Raw genomic sequence first — 19,444 nt, 5'->3', positions numbered from 1 at the left:
TTTTAACTTACATAACGAATTGGAGCTAATCTGGGATCTAGAATTTTACTTCCTTTATCACCAAATTTCACTGCTAAAGATATTTTTTCCCCACTCCCAAAAATATGTATGATTTCACCTTTCCCAAACTTTGAGTGAATTAGCATATCTCCAACTATCCAGCTTTTCCCTTTACTGGGACCTGAATATAATTTCCTTACTGCATTTATTGGTTTGTTAACAAATTCATTTGTATTGTTTCGATCAACTCTAGTTAAACGATCAAGATGCCAATCTCTTCTAATTGAAGCACCACCAGTTTGTGGTAATTCGCCATACATTAAATCTTCAGGTATTTCCGAAAGAAATATTGAAGGAATTGTTGCTTCACGCATTCCACCCCATAATCTTCTTTCTCTGGCATGACTTAAGAAAACTCTTTCTTTCGCTCTAGTAATACCTACATAGCATAATCTTCTTTCCTCTTCAAGAAGTGAGGGAGTATCTATTGACCTATGGCTAGGGAAGAGACCTTGTTCTAGCCCAGTGATAAAAACATTTTGAAATTCTAAACCTTTACTATTGTGCAGAGTCATGAGAGTTACAGAGTTAGGATTATTTTTCTTCGTATCATTATCAGTTGTTAAGGCTGCTGTAGAAAGAAAACCCTCTACATCTCCACTTTCTGTTTCTTCTTCATATTGAGTAGCTGCATTAATTAGTTCTTGTAAGTTATTTCTTCTATCTTCAGATTCTTCAGTTCCACTAGAGAGCAAGTCACTTAAATAACCACTTTTTTCTAATATAAGTTGTAGTAGTTGAGCGGGACCTGAATTTTCTAGATAACAAAGTAGATCATTCATGATTTCAGTAAATTTATTAATTCCTTTTGATGATCTGCCGATTGTTTCTTCAAGACTTTGCTTATCATTAAGAACCTCCCATAATGGGATATTTAACCTATTAGATAGTTCATTAAGTTTTTGAATAGTAGTCTTACCAATCCCTCTTCTAGGAACATTTATGATTCGTAAAAGACTAACGTTATCTGAAGAATTAACCAGAACTTTCAAATATGCTATTGCATCTTTAATTTCTCTTCTATCATAAAAACGTAATCCTCCAAAAATTGTATAAGGAATGCGCCACCTTACAAGAGATTCTTCTAATACTCTCGACTGAGCTCTGGTTCGATATAAAATTGCAAAATTTTTCCAAATTGGGTTTTGATTATAGTTATTTAGTGATTTTATTTTATTGGTAATTGCTTCTGCCTCGGAAATTTCATCATCACAGCTAAGTAACGTTAAAAGTTCCCCTTTTTCTTTAGTAGCCTTTAAAACTTTGTCAATTCTTTCAGAGTTGTTTTCAATTAGTGAGTTTGCAGCATCAAGGATATTGGAAGATGACCTATAATTTTCTTCTAATTTAATTAAAGATGATTTTGTACCGTCGTTGATTGAAGTTTTAAAATCTTCTTGAAAACCAATTAAAATTCTGAAGTCAGCCGCTCTAAAACTATAAATACTTTGATCAGCATCCCCAACTACAAAAATTGACCGATCTTCCCAATTGAAGAATTTTTTTGGTTCAGTATTTCCAGCCGTAATTAATTTTATAAGTTCATATTGTGTTCTATTTGTATCTTGATATTCGTCAACTAAAATATGTTTAAATCTCTTATGCCAGTAATCTCTGACTATATCATTTTGCCTCAATAAGAAGACTGGCAAAAGCAGAAGATCATCAAAGTCTAAAGAATTATTTTTTGAGAGCGAAATCCTATATCTCTTGTAGGCTTCTGCGACTGTTTTATCAAAATTATTATCTGCTTTTTCTGAAAGATCATTAGAAGTTAAGCATTGATTTTTAGCATTACTTATTAATCTTTTAATCTTTTTGGGATCATATCTTTTTGGGTCAAGATTCATATCTTGACTGATAATTTCTTTTACTAATGTTTGAGAATCTGTTTCATCATAAATTGAAAATTGTCTTGTCCATTTTAGGCCTTCTGGATCAGTGTATTTTTCAATATCGTATCTAAGAAGTCTTGAAAATAAGGAATGGAAAGTACCGATCCAAAGGTTCTGAAGCCTCTCTTGGTGAACGTTTGTTCTTAATTGATTTTGATCAATTTCTTCGAGAGTTGTCCAAGGCTGACCAAATTGATTAAAAGCTAATTCTTGGGCTAGAAGAACCTCTAATCTTGCTTTCATTTCTTTAGCAGCTTTGTTTGTAAAAGTAACCGCAAGAATGTTGTAAGGATCTATAGAGTTGTTTTCAATAAGATTAGCAATTCTGTGGGTGAGAGCTTTTGTTTTTCCGCTACCTGCACCTGCAACAACTAAAAGTGGTCCATAAACATGCTTTACTGCTTGAAGTTGTTCATTGTTTAAAGACTTAAAAAGGAAATTGTTAGTTTGAGACACTTTTGTAAGGTTTTTTAAAGAGTCAGACTTAACTATGAGGTTCAGTTTCTGCTTCTAGCTTTTTCAACGCTTGTTTTAAATTAATAAGTTCATTATTGTTGTCAATTATTTCTGCAAATTTATTTTGTGGCATTCTTAATTTCATACTTCTGTCAAGAATTTCTTTTTCCAATCTCTTTTTATAAGAGGTGATAAGTTTTTTTGATAATTTCAAATCTTGCTGATCCAAAACTTTATTAAAAACGTATTCATATATTAGCGGAAAAAACTTTTTTATTTGAATTATTTCAACTATCACTTTGGAATGAAGTTATTAATTAAGAAGCATTGCGTTAATTTTTAAATTGTATTGTTTTTACTAGCTTTGTACTATTCTTAGATTCGAGCTTTAATTTTTTTAATTTAAGAATGTCAGTTTTAAAGAATAACCAACTATTTTCCGCTGATAAGAAATTAAATGATTTAAGCAATATAAAAGAATTTATTAATAGTGCAAACTCGAGATTAGATGCAATATCCTCAATAACTAAAAATTCACATGCAATTGCAGCAGATGCAGTAACAGCAATGATTTGCGAAAATCAAGATTCAATTAATTCAAAAATAGCTTTAAATACTACTAATAAGATGTCCGTTTGTTTAAGAGATGGAGAAATAATACTAAGGATTGTTGCCTATCTTTTGATTACTAAAGATGAATCAGTTTTAGAAAAAAGTTGTTTGAAGGATCTTAAAAATACTTATCTTGCTCTTGGGGTACCTTTAAGAAATGCAAGAAGGGTTATTAAATTAATGCAAGATGCAACTATCTCTGATTTAAGATCAACAGTTGATAGTATTCAGGGAAATAAAAGTTTTCTTCCTGATTTAATTTCTGAAACAGAGTTTCAATTTGAAAGGATAATTAATCTTTTAAACTAGCTAAATTCCTTATTTCTGAAGTATGGGAAGTCTGCAATACTGATTTGGTCTCTTGATTCCTAATAGTAGAAAATCTTGATCTTATATGAGTGGATAAAAAGGAAATTCTTTCTTCGGAAACTGTTGATTTATAAAAGGTTTTAATATGTAAATTATTTTGTTCATCAACAAAATAATTGGATGATGAAATAACTGATTCGGTGTAACCTTTATTTCTTAAGACAATACCTGAATTCTCATCTTTGGGTATAAAAATTAAAATAGTTTCATGTCGCTCACTTATATCATCATCTTCCCAATCGCTAATAGCTTGCCATTTAATAGATATGGCTATGCTTTCAAGGTTTAAACTTAATTTATAGTTTTTAAAAATTTCAACGACTTTTTTATTTTTTGAGTTGATATGTTTTATATATATTTTACTAGTTGAGTTTTCAAATTCTTGAAAAGCTAAAGTGTGGGTACTTCTAATAGATTTCCACTCTCCAATACTTTTATCAATGAATTGATTAATTGTTGTTAGATTCTTCGTCAAGTTTATCTTCTACGGAATGATTTTCTGCTTTTTGTATCATTCTTACCATTGAATCCACCATTAATCTCTTTGCAGAGGTTACTTTTAATCCAGAAGGGGTGGTTGATAGTTGTTCTCCAGGGCGATCATATGAAGTTGGTCTAAATGGAGTCATCTATTAAATTTTAAAATTAATCGATATCTATTCTTACATGAATTCTTATTATTAAAGTTATTGTTTGCAAAAATGTCATATCTTTCTTCTTTGATTACAGAATTATCAATTTTCTTGTTATTTAGGCATTTTATTTTTTGCCAATCCTGAAATAGTCGCTAAAGCAAACATTCCCAATAGGGAAATCCCTAGAAATAATCCTGCTCCCTGGCTAACTCCAGCTCCCACTGCTACTAATATAGAGTCACTGATTAGAAGACTTATTAATAATGCTGGAGTAAATATTTTCCAGCGAGTTCCTCCAATACCAATTGCATAGCTTAGAAAATCAAAAAGGCCAGTCATTAGCAGTCCTGTCATAAGAAAGAAATTTTCTTCTAACTGGTTTTGATTAAAACTTTCAATCTTTTGCATTGCTTTTGGGCCTACTAAATTACGTACAGGAACCCGACCATAATTTCTTGCAATAAAGAAAGCAGCTTGGCAAAAAACGATATCAGAAAAAATTATAGTCATGTAACCTTTTTGAAATCCTAGTAATGAACCTGCTAGTAGAGAATAAGCTGAACTTGGAAGAGCTGGTAAGATAATACTTACTCCTCTAAGTATAAAAATTCCAAAAGGAGCCCAAATTCCCATACTTTCTATTTTGTTCCTGAGAGGTTCAATCCCATAATTTTGGATTACATAAATCAATACAACAAATATTGCAATAAAAAAAACTAATGAGAGAAATTTTTGTATTTTATTCATTATTTTCTAGTAAATTTATTGGAAGTAAATTCTTAATTTAATATTTGATTGTATCTATAATAGAAATACTAATCAATAAAAATTTTTACAAATTTTTAATCTTATATTTACTCCTGGTAAAAAATTTTTTCAAAAGTATTAATGGTTGATTCTAATAAAAAAGTTAATTCAATATTTATTAGAAATAGCATTAGTTTATTCCTTTCGATAATAGTTTTCATTTGTATTTCGATAAAACAAGCAACTGCTTTGTCTCATGAATGGGTTGGAGTCCCTAAAAGTGAATATGGAGAACAGTTATGGGATAGGCAAAGTATCAGGAGAAATGAAGATGGTTCTGTGAGAGTATTGAGTAAATTTATTCCCAAAACAAAAAGTGAAATTACCAATGATATTCTCTATACAATGGATATAAATTGTTTTGAAAAATCATTTAGAGATGTTGATGTTTCTATAGATGAGGTAAATAGTAATTTCAATGATTTAGCTGATTGGCAAGATCCAAATGAAGATAAACTGATTTTGGGGATTATTACTCAAGTCTGCAGAGTGGAAAACTAAGAATTTTTAATTAAAAAAATAAAATAAAAAGAATTGTAATTTTTATACTTAAAAAGTATAAAACCCTGACAAATACAGGGTTTTAAAGGTGCCAGGACCCAGATTTGAACTGGGGACACGGCGATTTTCAGTCGCCTGCTCTACCAACTGAGCTATCCCGGCTCTAACCTATCTACTCTAAATTAAGATGTGTAGTTTGTGAAACCCTTTTTTTTAAAATTTTATATCTTAATCAAATATCCCCAAAAATATTATTTTGAATTAAACGCTAATAAGGCAGTACCAAATGAAGTAGTTTTATTACATGAAACTATTGGTATATTTATAATTTTTTCTCTTATTTTCCTCCACTGAGGGTTTTTTGAACCTCCACCAATCGTGATAATTTTATTTGGAAGTGAACCTGTTAGTTCACCTAGTTTTTTCCATCCTTTCAATTCAATTTTTGCCAGTCCCTCGAATAATGCATGCAAATAAAGGGAATCGCTTACTGGTCTAGGGTCAAGAATCGGCTCTAAATTAGAATTATTTACAGGAAATCTCTCTCCCTTGCTATTTAGAGGTAACAGATTTAAAGAAGTGTTTTTCGATGGATTTATTTGTCGACTGAGTTCCTTGAGTTCTGAATCAGAAAAGAATTTAGATAAGATTCCGCATCCTGCATTTGATGCTCCACCACAGATCCAATCCCCACTGACTCTATGGGTTGTAATTCCTTGTTCTTTTATTGGCTTATCAATAATTTTTTTAACTACAATAGTTGTCCCCAAAACTGTTAGACCATCTTCTCTCCGTAAACTTGCAGCGATTAAACTTGCATTAGAATCAGTGGTGCCTGAGATTAATATTAATTTTTTATTCAAGTTAAATCTTTTTGCTAAATCAAAATTTACTTGTCCAATAATTTTTCCACTTTTTATTATTTGCGGTAAGCATTTTTGCCATGAAGTATTGAGATAGCTTTTTGGCCACGATTCTTTTATAAGATCCCAACCAAGTTTGAGATTATTTCCTTCTTCTCCATGAGTCCAATCTTTTAAAAACCAACCAGTTATCCAATCCGATTGATGTCTTAAAAGTATATTTGTTCCGTATTTATCTATTAGAAATAATGCTTTTGCAAGACTACTATATGGAGTTCGTAAATGCTCTTCTCCAAAAGTTAATGATTCAAGAAGGGTCTTATGTTTATGACATGCTTGGTCATAAGGGATGGCTTCTCCTATTGGCTCCCCCTTTAAATTGGATGCTGTCAAAGTTCCTGAGGTTCCAGATATAGCCAATTTATTAAGGTTACTTTTTACCTCAATAGGCATATTATCTAAGAGTTTTTCACAAGAATAGATCCAAGAATTTGGATTTTTAAAGCTGTACAGATAAGGAACTGAATTTGAATATACTAATTCTTTATTAAGATCAATTATAGATATTCTTGCACCACTGGTTCCAAAATCTAACCCTCCATAAAAATTATCAGGCATCGAGGAAATATCTTATGAAAATACTTTGGATGCCTCTAATAATTGGGCTGCCTTTTCTTCAACATTTTCCCAAGGAAGCTCAAGATCTCTTCTGCCAAAATGTCCGTAGGATGCAGTCTTCCTAAAAAATTTACCACCCATTATTTTGGGTAAATTTTTTAAGTTGAATTCTTTTATAATTGCTGCAGGTCTTAAATCAAAGTGCTGTTGAATAAGTTTAGTCAAATTAGCCTGTGAAATAACACCAGTATCAAAAGTTTCAACGAGAATGGAAATCGGTTTTGCAACTCCAATTGCATAACTTAATTGTACTTCTGCTTTTTTTGCCAATTTTGCCTCAACTATACTTTTTGCCACATAACGTGCTGCATAAGCAGCTGATCTATCAACTTTTGTAGGATCTTTGCCCGAGAATGCCCCTCCACCATGTCTAGCATATCCACCGTAAGTATCTACAATAATTTTTCTGCCAGTAAGCCCAGCATCTCCTTGAGGCCCTCCTACGACAAATTTTCCCGTTGGGTTCACGAGAAATCTTGTTTTGTGAATATTTGGTTTAATTTCTAAATCTTCAGTAGCAGGAATTACAACATTCTTCCACAAATCTTCTTTTATTCTTTGACGAATTTCTTCTTCATTTGTGATTCCATCAATCTCAGGATTATGTTGAGTTGAAATTAAGATGGTATTAATTGAAACTGGCACTCCTTTTTCGTAATCAATGCTTACTTGTGTTTTACCATCAGGGAGGAGATAATTAAGGACTTCTTCATGTCTTACTTTGGCAAGTTGAATGGCTAATCTATGAGCTAAGCTAATCGGTAAGGGCATCAATTCGGGAGTTTCATCGCATGCATAGCCAAACATTATGCCTTGGTCGCCAGCTCCGGTATTATCTCCCAAATCATCGTTAAAATCATCTGCTTCGTTTACTCCTTGTGCAATATCTGGTGATTGCTCGTCAAGTGCTACTAAAACAGCACAACTATTTGCATCAAAGCCACCAGCTTTATGGCTTTCATATCCAATTTCTTTAATTACATTCCTGACAAGTTTTATATAATCAACTTTTGCTTTTGAAGTTATTTCTCCAGTAAGTAAACAAAGACCAGTATTAACAACGGTTTCGCATGCAACTCTGCTTTCTGGATCTTCTGTTAACAAGGAATCTAAAACAGCGTCACTAATTTGATCACATATTTTGTCTGGATGACCTTCAGTAACGGATTCAGAAGTGAAGATGAAATCACTCATTAAAATATAATTTTTAAATTTCAATCCTATCCTAAATTAGACTGTATTTACTAATCAATGATTGTAAATTTAAAAACATTTTTTTGACGAAGAAACTTTTTGTTCCGATATTATTGCCCGAAATCAACAAGTAAATTTAAACTTTTTCAGCAGAAGCTGCGGGGATTTCTTCGTTATCGTCAGTTTGTTCAAATAACATTTGCTTATATTTAGCAGCCATTTCTTCAGCTTTGCTAAAAACTTTCTGAGGGTCAGTCAGCATATCACCTGGTTCAGGTTCAAGTGCTTTTGTAGATAATGAAATTCTTCCTCTTTCTGAATCAAGGTCAATTATCATTACTTTCATTTGGTCACTAACATTTAAAACATTGTGAGGAGTTTCTATATGTTCATGACTGATCTCGGAAATATGTAATAAACCACTTACTCCTCCAATATCAATAAAGGCTCCATAAGGTTTAATACCTTTTACAGATCCTACAACTACTTCACCAACTTCAAGTCTATTCATTTTTTTCTCAACTAAAGCTCTTCTATGACTTAGAACTAATCTATTTCTTTCTTCATCAACTTCCAGAAATTTTAAAGGTAAATATTCACCTTCTAAGTCATCTTTAATTTTTCGAGCACTTATATGAGAGCCTGGGATAAAACCTCTCAAACCCTCTACCCTCACAAGGGCGCCTCCCCTGTTTGTCGCAAAAACTTCAGAATATATAGTTGCATCTTCTTTTTGGAGTTGTCTAACTCTTTCCCATGCTCTTTGATATTCAATTCTTCTGATGGAGAGGGCTAGTTGGCCATCTTCATTTTCTTCACTCATTATAAAAAATTCTCTACTTTCTGAAGGTTGTAAAACGTCATTAAGTCCTTCAACTCTATTTATTGAAACTTCCTGAACAGGCATAAAAGCCGCTGTTTTGGCACCTATATCTATCATTGCTCCTTTGGGCTCTAGAGCAAAAACAGTACCTTTTACTAAATCACCAGGCTTGAAGTTATAGTCATACTTCCCTAAAAGTGATGCAAATTCTTCTTGTGTGAATCCTGCATTGTCAAAATCAACATTTGTTCTACTGGATGAAGAATCCGCTGAAGGAATATCATTCTTTTCGAATGATAAATCTTCATCATTTTGGGATGTCGAAGCGTTATCTAATTCAGACGAATTTTTGATTTCTTTATCTTCAGAAAGTTCTTTAATTGTTTGGGAAGAATTTTCGGTCATTTTTCGCATCGCAGACTACCTAAGGCAGTTAGAAAGGAATGCTACTAGCCTGCAAACCAATAGCAAAAACATTTGTGTTAATTATTCTACACTTTAAGATGCTGAATTTTATAAAATTGAAGCTAATTGGTTTTTTGAACTTCCTTTTAAAGATTCCAGAGTAGAAATAAAATCTTTTACCCCATTAAATTTTCTGTATACTGAGGCGTATCTTATATAAGCGACTTCGTTTTCTTTCCTAAGACCCTTAAGAATTAACTCTCCAATTTGTGAAGATTTAATATCTTTATTAGAGTCTTGAATGATTTGTGATTCAATACCATCTACAAAGTTAATAATTGCTTCACTCGTGAAGTTAGTCTTTTCGCAAGCTCTTGATATGCCAGAAAATAATTTTTGTTTATCAAATAATTCTCTGCCCCCATCCTTTTTAATAACTGAAACTGGCATTGTTTCAACTCTTTCATAAGTGGTGAACCTAAAGCTGCAATTTAAGCACTCTCTTCTTCTTCGAACACTTTTACCACTATCAGCAGATCTTGATTCCAAAACTCTGCTATCTGTATTTTGACAGGTTGGACACTGCATGTGGTGAAATAAATTGTACTTCAACTCTAATAGTAGAGTAATATTTTAATTATGAAAAGTAAAAAAAACCTCTTGTTAAAGAGGTTTTTTTTTCTTAGTTCATTTTCTATCAAATTTAGGTGGGTCTCTAAAAGCGACAGCAAAGAATAAGGTAACAACTGCGAGAGTTAGAATAAGAACGTAAGCGAAAGCTTCCATAAGATTAAGTAATTAAGTTTAGTTTAAACCCTTCCTGGGATTCTTCTTGTGGTTTCATCACCAAGCTTTTTGAATAAACCAAATTCGACTTGGTCACCAATCTCAGCATCAATTCCAGCAAATCTTCCTTTGTAAAGAGTCCTTGAAGCATGCCACCAGTGGCCAAATAAGAATAGTAAACCAAAACATAAGTGAGCATATGTAAACCATGCCCTTGGTGAGCTACGGAATACACCATCAGATTTATAGGTTTCTCTATCGAATTTGAATGCTTCTCCAAGCTGAGCCTTTCTAGCTAATCTTTTGACTACAGCAGGATCAGTAAAAGTTTGCCCGTTAAGATCTCCACCATAGATAGTTGCTGTAATACCAGTTTGTTCAAATGAATACTTTGCTTCAGCTCTTCTAAATGGAATATCAGCTCTTACATTACCTTCTTTGTCTTCAAGGATTACAGGAAAGTTCTCAAAGAAATTAGGTATTCTTCTAACTTCTAATTCGTTGCCTTCTTTATCTTGGAAGGAAATATGACCCTGCCAGCCGGTTGGTAACCCATCTCCATTTACAAGAGCTCCAACTCTAAATAATCCTCCTTTAGCAGGACTATTACCAACGTAATCATAAAAGGCTAATTTCTCTGGAATAGATTCATATGCCTCTTCTCTGGTAGCACCATTATCAATAGCCGCTTGAACCCTTCTATTAATTTCGGTTTTAAAATAGCCAGAATCCCATTGATATCTGGTGGGACCAAATAATTCAATTGGAGTTGTTGCTGATCCGTACCACATTGTCCCTGAAACTACAAATGATACAAATAGAACAGCTGCTAGAGCACTGGCTAAAACCCCTTCTAAGCTTCCAAGTCTTAATGCTTTGTATAGCCTTTCACCTGGTCTATTGGTTATATGGAAAATTCCGCCAATAATACCTAGAAGTCCAGCCGCAATATGATTTGCAACTATTCCACCAGGATTGAATGGGTTAAAACCATCAACTCCCCAAGAAGGAGAGACCGGTTCTACGTGACCATTTAAACCATATGGATCTGAAACCCAAATCCCTACATTTGCGCAATGAAAAGCTCCGAATCCAAAACAAGTAATTCCTGCTAAAAGTAGATGAATACCAAATATTCTTGGTAGATCAAGGGCAGGTTCGCCAGTCCTTGGATCTTCCCATAGATCTAGATCCCAGTATGTCCAATGCCAAATTGATGCAAGAATTAAAAGCCCACTAAATACAATGTGGGCTGCTGCAACCCCTTCAAAACTCCAAAATCCAGGATCAACTCCTGTAGCACCAGTGATATCCCATCCGTTCCAACTACTTGTGATACCTAGTCTTGCCATGAAAGGCATAACGTACATTCCCTGCCTCCACATTGGATTGAGAACAGCATCAGAAGGATCAAAAATGGCTAATTCGTATAAAGCCATAGAACCGGCCCAGCCGGCTAATAATGCAGTATGCATGAGATGCACAGCAAGTAGTCGACCTGGGTCATTAATAACTACAGTGTGAACTCGATACCAAGGCAATCCCATCGGTTAATTTCTAGTAACTATGCTGGATAAACAGCTAAACATCACGATAGTAAGGGTTTTTTTGTCTTTGAGGGATTTTTGTAAATAAATTTATTTTCTTGCAAAAATTGGGCAAATCAATTTGTATCACTGACTTTACAAGGAATTTTTAGCTAAAAATTGTTAATATTTTGGTCACAATTCTCAAAGAAAAGCGCCAAAATATAAAAAATAACTAAAAAAATGACAACTATCAGATTTCTCCGGGAGGGGTTAGATGTCCAGTGTAAGTCTGGAGAAAATTTAAGAGAATTAGTAATAAGAGAAAAATTACAACTTTATGGATTAAAAGGTTTATTAGGAAATTGCAATGGCGCGGGACAATGCAGTACTTGTTTTGTTTCAGTTGAAGGCGGAAACAAAAATTCCTTAAGCCCACTTACTTTTGTTGAAGAAGAAAAACTTAAAAACAGACCAGAAAATTGGCGACTTGCATGTCAAACACTAATAAGATCTTCAGCCATAATTTTAACAAAACCACAATCTCCACCTTCTAATTTAGATGAACTTAAACAAATTAGTAAAAACAAAAAATTACCTCGTTAAATTGTTTAAGACTGTTAATCTGTTGATAAAATTTGTAGATTATTCCACTTTATCTAAAGATATACGTTTATAGTCTTAATGTGTTCTAGAAATTGTTAATTAAATGGAAACAACTAACTTTGGATTCGTAGCAAGTCTTTTATTCGTAGGGGTTCCAACGATTTTCCTTATAGGTTTATTTTTATCTACTCAAGAAGGTGAAAAGTCAAGCTTCTACTCAGACTCTGGTAAAGGTAAGCTAGATCCAAAAAGGTAAGACTTTTATAAATGCTTTGCATTTCTATAAAAGAATTTTTATTGTGGAAAAAAAAGCAACTTTCTAAAGGAGGAGATCAACAATCTTTTGCTGTCTTACTTGATTGTTTAGGCGGCATCTCGATTAATGATCAAAACTTTATGAGTTTAAATCCTGAGGGAAAATTATATTTGAAAAAAAATTTAAACTATTTAGGATCTATTTGGGATAATCATTTATTAGACTCTCAACCAATCCAATACCTATGCGGAATTACTTTTTGGAGAAACTTAAAATTAAAAGTTTCCAACAAAGTTCTTATCCCGAGATCAGAGACAGAATTAATAGTTGATATTGTACTTAATAAATTCGGAAAAAAGTCAGAAAAATTTTTTTTTGCTGAATTAGGAACTGGATCAGGCGCTATAAGTATTGCTTTGGCATTGGCTTATCCATTGAGCAACGGAATAGCAACTGATATAGATCAAGATGCATTAGAAGTAGCCATTGAAAATTATAGAAATGCTTCTAAACAATCAAATTTAGACTTCTTTTGCGGTAATTGGTGGGACCCTCTTGAAAGTTTAAGAGGTAAATTAGACTTCGCTATTTCAAACCCACCATATATTCCTAAAGATACTTATGAAAAATTACCTAAAGAAGTTAAAAATTTCGAACCTAAAGTCGCTTTATTAGGCGGCGAAGATGGTTTAAAACACATAAGGGAAATCATTCAAAATGCACCATTATTTTTAAAAGAGAAGGGATGGTTAATTTTAGAGAATCATTTTGATCAAGGTGAAAAAGTAAAACAACTACTTTTAAAAAATAAATTTACATCAATAGAAATCATTAAAGATCTTTCAGGTATTGGTAGGTTTACGATTGGGAGATATAAATAAATTATTAATAAAAATATAAATGAATTTAGTAGACCGCCAATCAGCTTTGGAGACTCTAAAAAGTGGTTTGCCTATTATTTTCCCAACAGATACCTTACCTGCAATTGGATGCTTGCCAGAATTCTCAAATGTTATTTATAAGTTTAAGAAAAGAGATAAAAATAAACCCTTAATCCTTATGGGATCAGAACAAAAACAATTAATCGATTATGTTCATGAATCAGCTAGAGAAGATTACGAAAATATAGCTTCAACTTATTGGCCTGGAGCTCTGACAATTGTTATTCCTTGTTCAGAAAAGCGGCAAGTAATTCTCACAAGCAAAGATTCTACTCTTGGGTTAAGAATCCCAAATTCAAATATGGCTCAAGCTCTCATAAAAAAAACAGGTCCATTGTTAACTTCAAGTGCAAATATTTCAGGTTTTAAGGGATCAATGACAGCTATGGGAATCGCTTCAGACTTCCCTTCTTTAAAAATTTTAGGACCTATTCCATGGAAAAAAAATAGTGGTAAAGCCAGTACCATAATATCTTGGAGAAAAAGAGGCGATTGGAGGATGATTAGAGAAGGAGAAGTAATAGTTAGGGATTTGCATTAATGTTTTTTTTATTATTTTTTGTTTTATTAATTCAAATTTTTACCTATTGGATATTTGAACCCCTTGCATCTTTTTTGGGATATGTTTTTGAAATAAGATTATTGCCTATGATTGCTCTTATAGTTTTTATTTCGTTTTTTTCGGTAAAAACTACTCATAAGATTTAATAAAACAAAATGCCGGCTAACAGATTTGAACTGATGACCTTCGCTTTACAAAAGCGCTGCTCTACCGCTGAGCTAAGCCGGCAACCTTACTATCTTACAATTAGGGAGGGTCAATTATTAGGATTGTTTTAGCTTTTTTAAATTTATTATTTTTTGATATCTTTATTAGCTTTGACAGTTTTATCAGTTTTCTTAAATTTTATTTCTCCTGAAATAGTTCTTTTGATTGGTAAATTGGCAACTAATGCAGTCATTCTATCCTCAGTTTCTAAACTTACTGCTACCTCTTTGAAATCAATTTCTACATATTTGGCAACAACATCTAGAATCTCTTTCCTCATTTTATCCAAAAGATCAGTTGTTAATGAACTCATATCAACCCTGTCATGAGCTAGTACAAGTTGTAATCTTTCTCTAGCTGTATTTGCACTAGACGTTTCTCTGCCTAGTAATTTATTAATAAGATCTCTGAGAGTCATCATTTTAAAAAACCTTTGTTTGCATTAATCTCATGAATTTATCTTTAAGACTTTTACCTTCTTTTTTGGGGTCGATAATAGGTACGTCTTTATTTGTTAGTCTTTGAGAAACATTTAAATAACATTTTTTTGCAGGAGATCTGCCATCTGAAAGTGTAAGTGGCTCGCCTCTATTTGTACTTATTATTACTTGTTCATCTTCTAAAACAATACCTAGCAAAGGCAAAGAAAGGATGCCTTGAACATCTTCTATAGATAACATTTCTTGACTAGCCATCATGTTAGGGCGAACTCTATTTATTACAAGTTGGATAGGCTCAATATCTGAAGAATTTAGAATCCCTATTACTCTATCTGCATCACGCACTGCAGATAATTCTGGGTTAGTAACAACAATCGCTTCTTTACAGGATGCTAGAGCATTTTTGAATCCATCTTCTACACCAGCAGGACAATCTACTAAGACAAAATCAAATTTCTCACTAAGTAGCTCACTAATTTTTTTCATATCTTCGGGCTTCATCCAATCCAACATCCTAGGATCCCCAGCTGGTAGAAGAGCAAGATTAGGTTCCTTTTTATGCCTGACTAATGCTTGGTCGAGACGACAATTCTTGTCTAGAACATCTTGTGCTGTATAGATAATGCGATTTTCTAATCCTAGAAGTAGATCTAAATTTCTTAAACCAAAATCGGCATCTAATACAGCAGTAGTTGCACCAGTGTTAGCAAGTGCTATGCCTAGGTTTGCGGTTAAAGTGGTTTTGCCAACTCCACCTTTACCTGAACAAATTAGAATTGTGCGAGTATTTTCCGCCAAGATTTTAATAATTTTTCAAATAATAAAGCCACTTGTAGAAAGTTAAATATTTTAAATATTAAGTAATTCTTAAATTTGTCAATTTTTAATTAATTTATTGCAAATTATTGATTAATTTTTAGTTTTGGATTATGTGCGGTCTGATGATTATCGTTCGTTTATCTATTACAGCAATTTCTGGATAACAATTTTTGGGCTTATCCTTTGGTCCAATAGCTATTACATCTGCAATTCGTAATTGTAAAGGATTTAAATAAAGTGATGTAATAGAGGCATTTATATTTCCACTTTTCCCTGCGAATGCGATCCCCAGTAATTTGCCCCAGACGTAAATATTTTTTTTAGCGGAAACTATGGCTCCTGGATTAACGTCACCAATAATGCAAAGGTTTCCATTTGAAGATATTCTGTCACCCGATCTTAATGTTCCTTTGTGAAGAATATCGTCTTTATTTTTTGAATTGAGTAGGAGTAACTTGTTTTTAATTTCTTGCCCTTTAATAAAAGTTGAATCTATTTTCAAAGACTTTCCACTTAATATCGTTTCTCTATTATTTGAGTAAATGCATAAGGAACAAATATAAAGTTTGTCAAAATGATTTTTTAATTTTGATAATTGATGACAACTTATCGACTCATTAATTATGAAAACTTTTGCTTCCAGAGGTCCTTTTATGGAAGCAACTTTTTGGAAAGTTTTTTCGATATTATCTATATCCAATAAAGAAAAAATTTCTAAATATTTACTTTTAATTTGATTTAAAACGATTTCCACTGAATAAAATTTAGGAATTATTTTTTATGAACGAAATCTGAGTTTTAATTTCATTTTTTATCATGTGTGGATAAATAATGAAAGAGCTTTCTTCAGATCGCATTAATGTTTTTATTAATGCAGAACTATTTTCTAATGAGCTTTGATAGGCTCCGTCCCATATTTTTAGTGCATTATTAGATTCAAAACCTTTGAAAGACCTCTCCTTAATCCCGCAAAATAATTCTGAATCATAACCTTTTGATTCACACAATTTTCTTGCAAATGCAAGGATTTTTAGCCTATCAATCTTACTTAAAAAACTTATGTCTGATGCTTTTAATAAATCTCTATCAATAAACATTTTGCATAGTGTGGAAAGTGGCTCGAAAGAATCATCTTTCCACCTAATCAAATGATAATAAAAGGTTATATCATCATTTCTAATGAAATCATCAAAATCTAACTTTGTAGGAGAAAAAATCCATTTATATAGTGAATTATCTAACCAAATTTTCTTTTCGAAATTATGTTTTATTGTGTGTAATATTTTTTCCAGAATCCATGTTGATATTTCGTTAATTCTGTGATTGTAGATTGTTCTATACATCAAGTTTCTTAGAACAAGGAAATGCTCAATAGCGATAACTCCCTTTGGTTTGATTCCGATATTTCCATCAGGTGAAAAGGTAAGAGCTGAAATTATTCTCTCTAAATCTACTAAGCCATAATTAGTACCTGTGTTGTAACTATCGCGTAAAAGATAATCGAGACGATCGCAATCTATTTCACTGCTTATCAATGTTTTTAAAGGCTTTGAAAATAGTTGTTTTGATTGAAATAATTCTCCAATTTGTCTAGGTAATTCGTTGTCATATTTTTTGAGAATTGAATTTATTGGAGAATAATTTATCACTAAGTTTGCAGACCATTGTTCGTGGTCATGCTCGAAAATTGTTTCACTTGTATGGCTTAAAGGTCCATGACCTAAATCATGCAGTAGAGCTGCTCCATAAAGAACAAATTTATTATCACAAAATGAAGATTTATTTTCAATTAATCTCTTATAAATTTTTCTAGCTATACAAAATACGCCGATTGAGTGGGTAAAACGACTTGATTCTGCACCATGAAAAAGTAATGATGCAGCTCCTAGTTGTTTTATTCTTCTTAGTCTTTGAAAGGCAGCTGTATCAATTAATTCCATAATCATTAATTCTTCTGGCTTTCCTGCATCAAATACTATTTCTTTATGAATTGGGTCATGAAAAATTCTTTTAATAGTCATATTTTTAAAAACTTTTGATTAAAAATACTTTTGTTATTTCAAGATTGAATTTCACCATTATTTAATTCAATAGTTTGAACTGAAACTTTTTCTTTTTCTAGAAGCGACCCCAGAAATAACTCTGCATTCCTCACCCATTTATCTTCAGCACTTCCATATTCACTTGCATCTGGGAGATCAAGTAATTTGTCAGGCGTCATACCTTGGCCTTGAATATTATTTCCTTTGGGGGTTAAGTAACTAGCCACTGTTATCGCAATACCACTATCCTCTCCCAAACTTTTTAGAGATTGAATTAAACCTTTCCCATAGGTTTGTTCTCCCATAAGAATTGATCTTTCATTATCTTGTAGTGAACCAGCAAGTATTTCGCTAGCGCTTGCAGTCCCTTTATTTACTAAAGTCACCATTGGTCCATCAAAAGATGTCTCTTTTTGAGATAGAATTGCATCTTTAATTCCATTTCTGTCTTTTGTCTCGACCACAGGTTTTTCACTTAATAATGAATCTGCAACTGCTATACCTGAGCTTACTAGTCCCCCTGAATTATTTCTAAGATCCAAGATCAAGCCCTCAACCTCTTTCTCTTTTAACTCTTGGAGTGCCTCTTCAACTTTTTTGGGTACGCTTTCACTGAATTGAGTTATCCTTAAATATCCTATTGTGTGAGAATCGTCTCTTAACCTTTTTGTTCTCACTGGTCTCAGATCTACTGATCTCCTTTCTAGATCGACTTCCCTAATTTCTCCCGATTCCGTAGATATTTCTACTAAAACTTTTGTCCCTGATTCGCCTCTTAACTTAGAGGCAGTACTTGCAAGCCCTAATTTTTCTGATGATATCCCGTCCACTGTCTCTATCAAGTCCCCGCTAACTATACCAGCTTCTTCAGCAGGCGAACCCCCAATAGTAGATATAACTCTAATTTTATTGTCATCATCTTCGCCTAATTGAAGCCCAACACCATTAATTTCACTACCAAAATTACTTGACTTCAGTAGTTCATAATCTTTTGGGCGTAAAATTCTTGTGTAAGGATCATCTAGAGGTCTTAACATGTCTTCGATTGCAGAATAAGCCTCTTCACTTGTTTCAATTTGTTTCTGTAATGTTTTTTGTCTAATTCTTTTCCATTGGATTTCATCAAACTTTTCTGGATCATAAAAACCTTCGTTTACCAAGGTCCAAGCGTCAAGTACTAATTGCCTGCTATCACTGAGAGCATCCACTCTTTCCATCAATAAAATATTGATAGAAAAAACGATGATCATTGATGCAGTGATCACAGTTTTGAATGTTAAAAGTTTGTTAAAAGATGAATTCATTGGGTTAAGTGTTAACACCAAGTATAAGAATTTTAAGTAAGCTCTTTATATCAAAGCTAATTTTTTTTTGGATGGCGAATTCTTCATCTGTTTATGACTGGTTTCAAGAAAGACTTGAAATTCAAGACATAACTGACGACGTAACTTCCAAGTACGTACCCCCTCACGTAAATATTTTTTATTGTTTAGGAGGCATAACTTTAGTATGCTTCCTAATTCAATTTGCAACAGGTTTTGCAATGACTTTTTACTATAAGCCAACAGTTACACAAGCTTATAGTTCAGTCAGTTATTTAATGACCGATGTAAGTTTTGGATGGTTAATAAGATCTGTGCATAGATGGAGTGCATCAATGATGGTTTTGATGTTAATCCTTCATGTCTTTAGGGTTTATCTTACAGGAGGTTTTAAAAGGCCAAGAGAATTGACTTGGGTTACAGGCGTTGTAATGGCAGTTATAACTGTTGCTTTTGGAGTGACAGGATACTCCCTGCCTTGGGACCAGGTAGGTTATTGGGCAGTTAAGATCGTTTCAGGTGTCCCAGCTGCAATACCAATAATTGGTGACTTCATGGTTGAACTACTCAGAGGTGGAGAAAGTGTGGGACAGTCCACTTTAACCAGATTTTACAGTCTTCATACTTTTGTATTGCCAT

23 protein-coding genes and 2 tRNA genes are annotated in these 19,444 nt (G+C 32.9%); 7 read left to right on the top strand and 18 right to left on the bottom strand.

From position 1 onward, the window contains the following. Positions 1-2: 2 nt before the first annotated feature. Positions 3-2,411, bottom strand: coding sequence for a UvrD-helicase domain-containing protein (locus tag EU95_RS01485; protein ID WP_032522789.1), 2,409 nt, complete (start codon positions 2,409-2,411; stop codon positions 3-5). A 28-nt stretch (positions 2,412-2,439) separates the two neighbouring features. Continuing rightward, positions 2,440-2,709 (bottom strand): hypothetical protein, encoded by a 270-nt coding sequence (locus tag EU95_RS01490; protein ID WP_241466742.1) that lies wholly within the window; start codon positions 2,707-2,709, stop codon positions 2,440-2,442. Between the two features lie 110 nt (positions 2,710-2,819). On the opposite strand from EU95_RS01490, the gene EU95_RS01495 reads away from it, so the two are divergent. Beyond that, the gene (locus EU95_RS01495; RefSeq protein WP_032522788.1) at positions 2,820-3,332 is read left to right on the top strand and encodes an R-phycoerythrin subunit beta; all 513 of its coding nucleotides are present in this window, start codon (positions 2,820-2,822) and stop codon (positions 3,330-3,332) included. On the opposite strand, the gene EU95_RS01500 is transcribed toward EU95_RS01495, so the two are convergent. The 3 genes from EU95_RS01500 to EU95_RS01510 all read right to left on the bottom strand — a co-directional run bounded on the left by EU95_RS01500 (position 3,316) and on the right by EU95_RS01510 (position 4,774). Next, entirely contained in the window at positions 3,316-3,867 is a 552-nt protein-coding gene (locus tag EU95_RS01500; protein WP_032522787.1) for a phycobiliprotein lyase, read from the bottom strand. The two genes, EU95_RS01495 and EU95_RS01500, sit on opposite strands and share 17 nt — an antisense overlap. After that, positions 3,842-4,021 carry a hypothetical protein gene (locus EU95_RS01505; RefSeq protein WP_032522786.1) on the bottom strand — a complete coding sequence of 60 codons (180 nt, stop codon included), beginning with the start codon at positions 4,019-4,021 and terminating at the stop codon, positions 3,842-3,844. The genes EU95_RS01500 and EU95_RS01505 overlap by 26 nt, the downstream gene beginning before the upstream one ends. A gap of 117 nt (positions 4,022-4,138) precedes the next feature. Then, positions 4,139-4,774, bottom strand: coding sequence for a TVP38/TMEM64 family protein (locus EU95_RS01510; RefSeq protein WP_032522785.1), 636 nt, complete (start codon positions 4,772-4,774; stop codon positions 4,139-4,141). Positions 4,775-4,915: 141 nt separating this feature from the next. Here EU95_RS01510 and EU95_RS01515 point away from each other — a divergent pair, with 141 nt between their 5' ends. Next, positions 4,916-5,335 (top strand): hypothetical protein, encoded by a 420-nt coding sequence (locus EU95_RS01515; RefSeq protein WP_032522784.1) that lies wholly within the window; start codon positions 4,916-4,918, stop codon positions 5,333-5,335. 89 nt (positions 5,336-5,424) lie between these two features. On the opposite strand, the gene EU95_RS01520 is transcribed toward EU95_RS01515, so the two are convergent. From EU95_RS01520 to psbB, 7 genes are all read right to left on the bottom strand, one after another. Further along, positions 5,425-5,497: transfer RNA gene (locus EU95_RS01520), tRNA-Phe, on the bottom strand. An 89-nt stretch (positions 5,498-5,586) separates the two neighbouring features. Continuing rightward, complete coding sequence (locus tag EU95_RS01525; RefSeq protein WP_032522783.1) at positions 5,587-6,816, bottom strand: FGGY-family carbohydrate kinase; 1,230 nt, start codon at positions 6,814-6,816, stop codon at positions 5,587-5,589. A 12-nt stretch (positions 6,817-6,828) separates the two neighbouring features. After that, complete coding sequence (metK, locus tag EU95_RS01530) at positions 6,829-8,070, bottom strand: methionine adenosyltransferase (RefSeq protein WP_032522782.1); 1,242 nt, start codon at positions 8,068-8,070, stop codon at positions 6,829-6,831. A 136-nt stretch (positions 8,071-8,206) separates the two neighbouring features. Further along, positions 8,207-9,298, bottom strand: a complete 1,092-nt coding sequence (locus EU95_RS01535; protein WP_032522781.1) for a 30S ribosomal protein S1 — start codon at positions 9,296-9,298, stop codon at positions 8,207-8,209. A 108-nt stretch (positions 9,299-9,406) separates the two neighbouring features. After that, a complete protein-coding gene (gene nrdR, locus EU95_RS01540; protein WP_032522780.1) occupies positions 9,407-9,886 on the bottom strand; it encodes a transcriptional regulator NrdR in 480 nt (159 codons plus the stop codon). A 99-nt stretch (positions 9,887-9,985) separates the two neighbouring features. Then, entirely contained in the window at positions 9,986-10,084 is a 99-nt protein-coding gene (locus tag EU95_RS09485) for a photosystem II reaction center protein T (protein ID WP_011131951.1), read from the bottom strand. A 23-nt stretch (positions 10,085-10,107) separates the two neighbouring features. Beyond that, positions 10,108-11,631: a photosystem II chlorophyll-binding protein CP47 gene (gene psbB, locus EU95_RS01545; protein WP_032522779.1), complete on the bottom strand. Its 1,524-nt coding sequence runs from the start codon at positions 11,629-11,631 to the stop codon at positions 10,108-10,110. Positions 11,632-11,853: 222 nt separating this feature from the next. Between psbB and EU95_RS01550 the strand changes: the two genes are divergently transcribed. From EU95_RS01550 to EU95_RS01565, 4 genes are all read left to right on the top strand, one after another. Further along, positions 11,854-12,216: a 2Fe-2S iron-sulfur cluster-binding protein gene (locus tag EU95_RS01550; protein ID WP_032522778.1), complete on the top strand. Its 363-nt coding sequence runs from the start codon at positions 11,854-11,856 to the stop codon at positions 12,214-12,216. A 103-nt stretch (positions 12,217-12,319) separates the two neighbouring features. Next, complete coding sequence (psbM, locus tag EU95_RS01555) at positions 12,320-12,472, top strand: photosystem II reaction center protein PsbM (RefSeq protein ID WP_002807437.1); 153 nt, start codon at positions 12,320-12,322, stop codon at positions 12,470-12,472. An 11-nt stretch (positions 12,473-12,483) separates the two neighbouring features. Then, complete coding sequence (gene prmC / locus EU95_RS01560; RefSeq protein ID WP_032522777.1) at positions 12,484-13,353, top strand: peptide chain release factor N(5)-glutamine methyltransferase; 870 nt, start codon at positions 12,484-12,486, stop codon at positions 13,351-13,353. Between the two features lie 19 nt (positions 13,354-13,372). Next, the gene (locus EU95_RS01565) at positions 13,373-13,954 is read left to right on the top strand and encodes an L-threonylcarbamoyladenylate synthase (protein WP_032522776.1); all 582 of its coding nucleotides are present in this window, start codon (positions 13,373-13,375) and stop codon (positions 13,952-13,954) included. Between the two features lie 177 nt (positions 13,955-14,131). On the opposite strand, the gene EU95_RS01570 is transcribed toward EU95_RS01565, so the two are convergent. The 6 genes from EU95_RS01570 to ctpZ form a co-directional block, all read right to left on the bottom strand. After that, positions 14,132-14,203 (bottom strand) — tRNA-Thr (locus EU95_RS01570). 64 nt (positions 14,204-14,267) lie between these two features. Continuing rightward, positions 14,268-14,603 carry a cell division topological specificity factor MinE gene (gene minE, locus EU95_RS01575; RefSeq protein WP_032522775.1) on the bottom strand — a complete coding sequence of 112 codons (336 nt, stop codon included), beginning with the start codon at positions 14,601-14,603 and terminating at the stop codon, positions 14,268-14,270. Between the two features lies 1 nt (position 14,604). After that, positions 14,605-15,420 (bottom strand): septum site-determining protein MinD, encoded by an 816-nt coding sequence (gene minD, locus EU95_RS01580; protein WP_032522774.1) that lies wholly within the window; start codon positions 15,418-15,420, stop codon positions 14,605-14,607. A gap of 118 nt (positions 15,421-15,538) precedes the next feature. After that, positions 15,539-16,195 carry a septum site-determining protein MinC gene (locus EU95_RS01585; protein WP_032522773.1) on the bottom strand — a complete coding sequence of 219 codons (657 nt, stop codon included), beginning with the start codon at positions 16,193-16,195 and terminating at the stop codon, positions 15,539-15,541. Between the two features lie 10 nt (positions 16,196-16,205). Then, the gene (locus tag EU95_RS01590; RefSeq protein ID WP_032522772.1) at positions 16,206-17,462 is read right to left on the bottom strand and encodes an HD domain-containing protein; all 1,257 of its coding nucleotides are present in this window, start codon (positions 17,460-17,462) and stop codon (positions 16,206-16,208) included. Between the two features lie 38 nt (positions 17,463-17,500). Next, positions 17,501-18,787: a carboxyl-terminal processing protease CtpZ gene (ctpZ, locus tag EU95_RS01595; protein WP_032523070.1), complete on the bottom strand. Its 1,287-nt coding sequence runs from the start codon at positions 18,785-18,787 to the stop codon at positions 17,501-17,503. Between the two features lie 71 nt (positions 18,788-18,858). Here ctpZ and petB point away from each other — a divergent pair. Beyond that, positions 18,859-19,444 (top strand): cytochrome b6 (gene petB, locus EU95_RS0109155; protein WP_032523069.1); only part of this gene is annotated, 586 nt, incomplete at its 3' end.

The sequence above is a fragment of the Prochlorococcus marinus str. MIT 9201 genome (assembly GCF_000759955.1).
Lineage (GTDB): Bacteria > Cyanobacteriota > Cyanobacteriia > PCC-6307 > Cyanobiaceae > Prochlorococcus_A > Prochlorococcus_A marinus_G.
Note: the sequence above shows the minus strand (reverse complement) of the source record. Positions and strands in the feature narration are given on the sequence as shown.